Annotated in this window: 4 protein-coding genes and 1 pseudogene; 3 read left to right on the top strand and 2 right to left on the bottom strand. The window is 66.2% G+C overall.

What is annotated here, in order from left to right:
* The 3 genes and pseudogenes from E0D90_RS24240 to E0D90_RS24230 form a co-directional block, all read left to right on the top strand.
* On the top strand, positions 1-1,058 hold a 1,058-nt coding region (locus tag E0D90_RS24240; protein WP_130800088.1), incomplete at its 5' end, for a replication initiator.
* Positions 1,058-1,282: a helix-turn-helix domain-containing protein gene (locus E0D90_RS24235; RefSeq protein WP_130800087.1), complete on the top strand. Its 225-nt coding sequence runs from the start codon at positions 1,058-1,060 to the stop codon at positions 1,280-1,282. The genes E0D90_RS24240 and E0D90_RS24235, both read left to right, overlap by 1 nt.
* Positions 1,282-2,554: pseudogene (locus tag E0D90_RS24230) on the top strand (tyrosine-type recombinase/integrase). The gene E0D90_RS24235 and the pseudogene E0D90_RS24230 overlap by 1 nt, the downstream one beginning before the upstream one ends.
* 130 nt (positions 2,555-2,684) lie before the next feature.
* Here E0D90_RS24230 and E0D90_RS24225 read toward each other — a convergent pair.
* Together E0D90_RS24225 and E0D90_RS24220 are read right to left on the bottom strand one after the other, a co-directional pair.
* Positions 2,685-3,146 (bottom strand): hypothetical protein, encoded by a 462-nt coding sequence (locus E0D90_RS24225; protein WP_130800086.1) that lies wholly within the window; start codon positions 3,144-3,146, stop codon positions 2,685-2,687.
* A gap of 4 nt (positions 3,147-3,150) precedes the next feature.
* On the bottom strand, positions 3,151-4,054 hold a 904-nt coding region (locus E0D90_RS24220; RefSeq protein ID WP_265415974.1), incomplete at its 5' end, for a Hint domain-containing protein.

Here is a 4,054-nt window from a genome sequence, read left to right as displayed (position 1 = left end):
CCGCCCCCTCCTTCGGGCCCGTCCACAACCGCCCCGACGCCCGGCCCTGCCGCTGCGGAATCCGGCACGAACCCACAGACGCGCTGCTCGGTACGCCGCTCAATCCGGCGACGTACGACTACGTCGGCGCGGTCCTGTTCAATGCCCACGCCGGAGCCTTGTGGGCCCGCTTCGCGATCTACCTGCGGCGGGAGCTCGCCACCCGGCTCGGCATTACGCAAAAGGCCGCCCGCGCGGCGTTTCGGGTGTCCTTCGCCAAGGTCGCCGAGTACCAGAAGCGCGGCCTGGTCCACTTCCACGCCGTGATCCGCCTCGACGGCCCGGACGGCAACACCCAGCCCCCACCGTCCTACGCCTCCGCCGCCGTACTCACCGACGCCATCCGCTCCGCCGCACCACGCGCCCGCATCTCCATCACCTCGGACGCAATCGGGGAACGCGAACTCTCCTGGGGCCAGCAACTCGATGTACGCGAGATCGCCGCCTTCGGCACCGACAGCGAACTCACCGACCAGGCGGTGGCCGCCTACGTGGCGAAGTACGCCACCAAGTCCGCCGACGCCTCTGGCACCCTCGACCGCGCCCTGTGCTGCCGCCCCTGCCAGGGACGCGGCGCCACCCTCCTGCCCCACGGGACCCCGCTCACGTGCACCGCCTGCGACGGCACCGGCCAGGCCCGCCCACTGCCCCGGCTCGCCGTCGCCCGCCACGTCCGGCAGATGATCCGCACCTGCTGGGAACTCGGCCGCCTGCCGGAGTTCGCCGAACTCAAGCTCTGGAAGTGGGCGCACATGCTCGGCTTCCGCGGCCACTTCTCCACCAAATCCCGGTCCTACTCCTTCACGCTCGGCGCGCTGCGCGACGCCCGCCGCGCCTGGCGCACCGAACAGGCCCGCGCCCACGCCGGCCTCCCTGAGCCCGACCCGAAGACCACGCTCGTCGTCGGACATTGGGACTACCTCGGCTCGGGCTACAGCCCCGGCGCGAGCCTCCTCGCCGCCTCCGTCTGGCACCGCAAGGAACTGGAACGGCAGTCCGCGGCCGAAGGGGGCTGTTGATGGCCTCGCCCCCGCCCACCGTCCTCCGCACCGAAGCGGTCCCGGCCCTGGCTCTCCTCACAGTGCCCCAGGTGATGGCCCGCCTCCAGATCGGCCGCTCCGCCGTCTACGACCTGCTCCGCACCGGCCAGCTCGCCTCGATCACCCTCGGCCGCGCCCGCCGCATCCCCACCCACGCCCTCACCGACTTCATCCGCACCCGCCTCGAACAGGACGTCGCCTGATGACCACGCCACGCCCTACTCCACCTCGCTGCTCCCGTACCCGTGCGAACGGCGACGGGACCGTCTACCAGCGCAAGGACGGACGCTGGGAAGCCGCCGGATACGTGCTGGCCCCCGGCAATACCCGCAAGCGCGTCCGCGTCTACGGCGCTACCCGTAAAGACGCGATGACCAAGCTCACCGAGAAGATCGCCGCCAGCAACCGCGGCCTCCCCGTCGCGGCGGCCGACAGTACCGTGAGCGCCTACCTCGCGTACCCGCAGACGGCGTCGCCGTGCACCGTCTGCGGGAGAACACCCACACCCGCTACGCCGCCTCCACCTCAACCCCCGCCTCGGCGCAAAGAAGCTCGCCCGACTCACCACCCGCGACGTCCGCATCTTCCTCGACGGACTCCGCACCACCTGCCAGTGCTGCGCCCAGGGACGCGACACCCACCGGCGGTCCTGCTGCGCCATCGGGCAGTGCTGCGAGAAGCGGCTGTCACCGCTGACCGTGACGTACGTCCACGCGGTCCTCAAATCCGCCCTGGAACACGCCGTCCGCGAAGACGAACTGCCACGCAACGTCGCCCGCAACGTCAAGACCACCACGCCCCGCCCCCGGCGCTTCCAGCCCCTCATCGCCGCCGAAGCCCGGCAGTTCCTCCAGTCGGCCGGCGACGACCGGCTTCATGCTCTGTACGAACTCGCCCTCCGCACCGGACTCCGCAAGGGCGAACTCCTCGGCCTCCACTGGGAAGACCTCGACCTCGATGGCTGCACCGCAACCATCCACCGCTCCCTCCAGCGCACCCGCAGCCAGGGCCTGACCGTCCTGCACACCAAGACCCTCGCCTCCGAACGCCGCATCGCGCTCCCCACCGAGTGCATCACCTCCCTGAAGATCCACCAGGATCGGCAGCAGGAAGAGCGTCAGGCGGCCAGAGCGGGCTGGACGGATAACGGGCTCGTCTTCACGACCGTGAAGGGTGGACCCCTCGACCCCGGCAACCTCACCCGCCGCTTCCGTCGCGTCCTCCACAGCGCTGGCCTTCGGACGATCCGCTTCCACGACCTCCGGCACTCGACCGCCACCCTGCTCCTGGAACAAGGCGTCGATCTCGTCGTCATCAAGGAACTCCTCGGCCACGCCCACATCGGCGTCACCGCCGGCGTCTACGCCCACGTCCGACTCCGCCTCCAACGCCAGGCCATCGACGCTCTGGGCCACGTACTCGGCCTTACCGACGACGACCCCAATGACCCACCCGCCGCAGCCGTCGTCCGCTGACGTTGCCGTCACCGTTGCCGTCAAACACAGCTGAAGCCCCACCGGAAATTAATCCGGTGGGGCTTCAGATTTACTGATGAAACCCTAGGACCACCATCGAGTCCTCTTCATTTCAACAGTTCGAATTTGGTCACGATGACGATTTGAATCGCTCTACATCTCGACGGATCGGGCCAACCCGGGGAACTCGATCCCACCACCATTCGCCATTCGATCGCTCACCGCCATCGAGGCGACGAACAATTCCAGATTCATCAATTTCAGTGAACTGCATAAATCTGGAGTCGACATCATCGAGTGCCAATCTGAATCCCTCAAGGAAATCCGAGTCGATGTTTTTCATGCCACGAAAGACGAAGCTTCTGAGCGCGAGGGCGGCAATCAAATCATAGACGCCCCACACCATCCTGTCAGAATCTGGTAGCCCAACCTCTGTCTCGATCCTGAGAACGTGATTGCGCCAGCTCTCCAGCAGCTCAACCAGCCCTAGAGCCCGCTCCGGGGCGACTGGAACTGAGACGCCTTCCAGTCGACGAATATCCATATCCGTCAGGAAGCATCCGAGCCATTCGCCTCGCTCGCTAGTATTCATTCATTCACCTGCCAGGGTAATACGACGTGGACTTCCACGGCTTATCCCAGTTGATAATTACGCGGACGCCATTGTGGTCAAACCTTGACGAGTTCTGCCCGTCCAACTGGCGCGGGCCGGCCTGTCGAAGCGTCGTCTCAACTTCCGTGGCAGACGGACGCCCCATTGCCGGATTCCCCCCACCCGTGTGCCCGTTCACGAACTCAACCATCTCGTCGAGACTGTAGTCACTTCCGTGGAAATCCTCGCCGCCGAGACGGTCTCCATTTTTGCCGCCAGCTGGCACTCCACAATTCGGACCGGAATTGTGAACCAGGACCGGCGTGGCCCCCGCCAGCACATAGTACGTGTGGAGGCCCTCGATGGTGAGGTTGTGGACGGTGGCCGGCTGGGTCCAGCGGTGGAGTGTCGTGACCGGTGCGTGTGTGCGGTCTGGGAGTTCCAGCAGCTGGCCGGGCTTGAGGTCGGCCGCGTGGGTCCATTCGCCGGACTCGGGAGACCAGAAGGGATGCTCGTCAGTGGCGGTGATGGTGGCCTCGCCGATGGTGACAGCGACGAGGTTCTTCTCACCGGCTCCGGTGATCTCAGCCGTGACGGTTCGAGGCCCGATCTCTCCCGTTTCGGGGTCGGCCGCCAGCACTTCGTCGCCGACCGCGACTTGTTCTATCGGCTTGGTGGAGCCGTCTGCCATGAGCACATACGTTCCGGCAACAAAGCTGTTGCAGTCTGTTTTCTTTCCCTTCCCAACAATGCTGCGGAGCCATTTGTATGCTCCCTCACCGACAGCCACGACGCCCTTCCCCACCTTGCCGCCCGGGAGTACATCGAGCGCGGCAGAGCCACATGCAGTGGTGAACCCGATGTTCGCTGAGCATTCCTTCCAGGAATCAACATCGGGCCCCAGGAAG

Source organism: Streptomyces otsuchiensis (assembly GCF_004305975.1).
GTDB lineage: Bacteria > Actinomycetota > Actinomycetes > Streptomycetales > Streptomycetaceae > Streptomyces > Streptomyces otsuchiensis.
The sequence above is the reverse complement of the archived record's forward strand: the minus strand, read 5'-3'. Positions and strand labels throughout refer to the sequence as shown.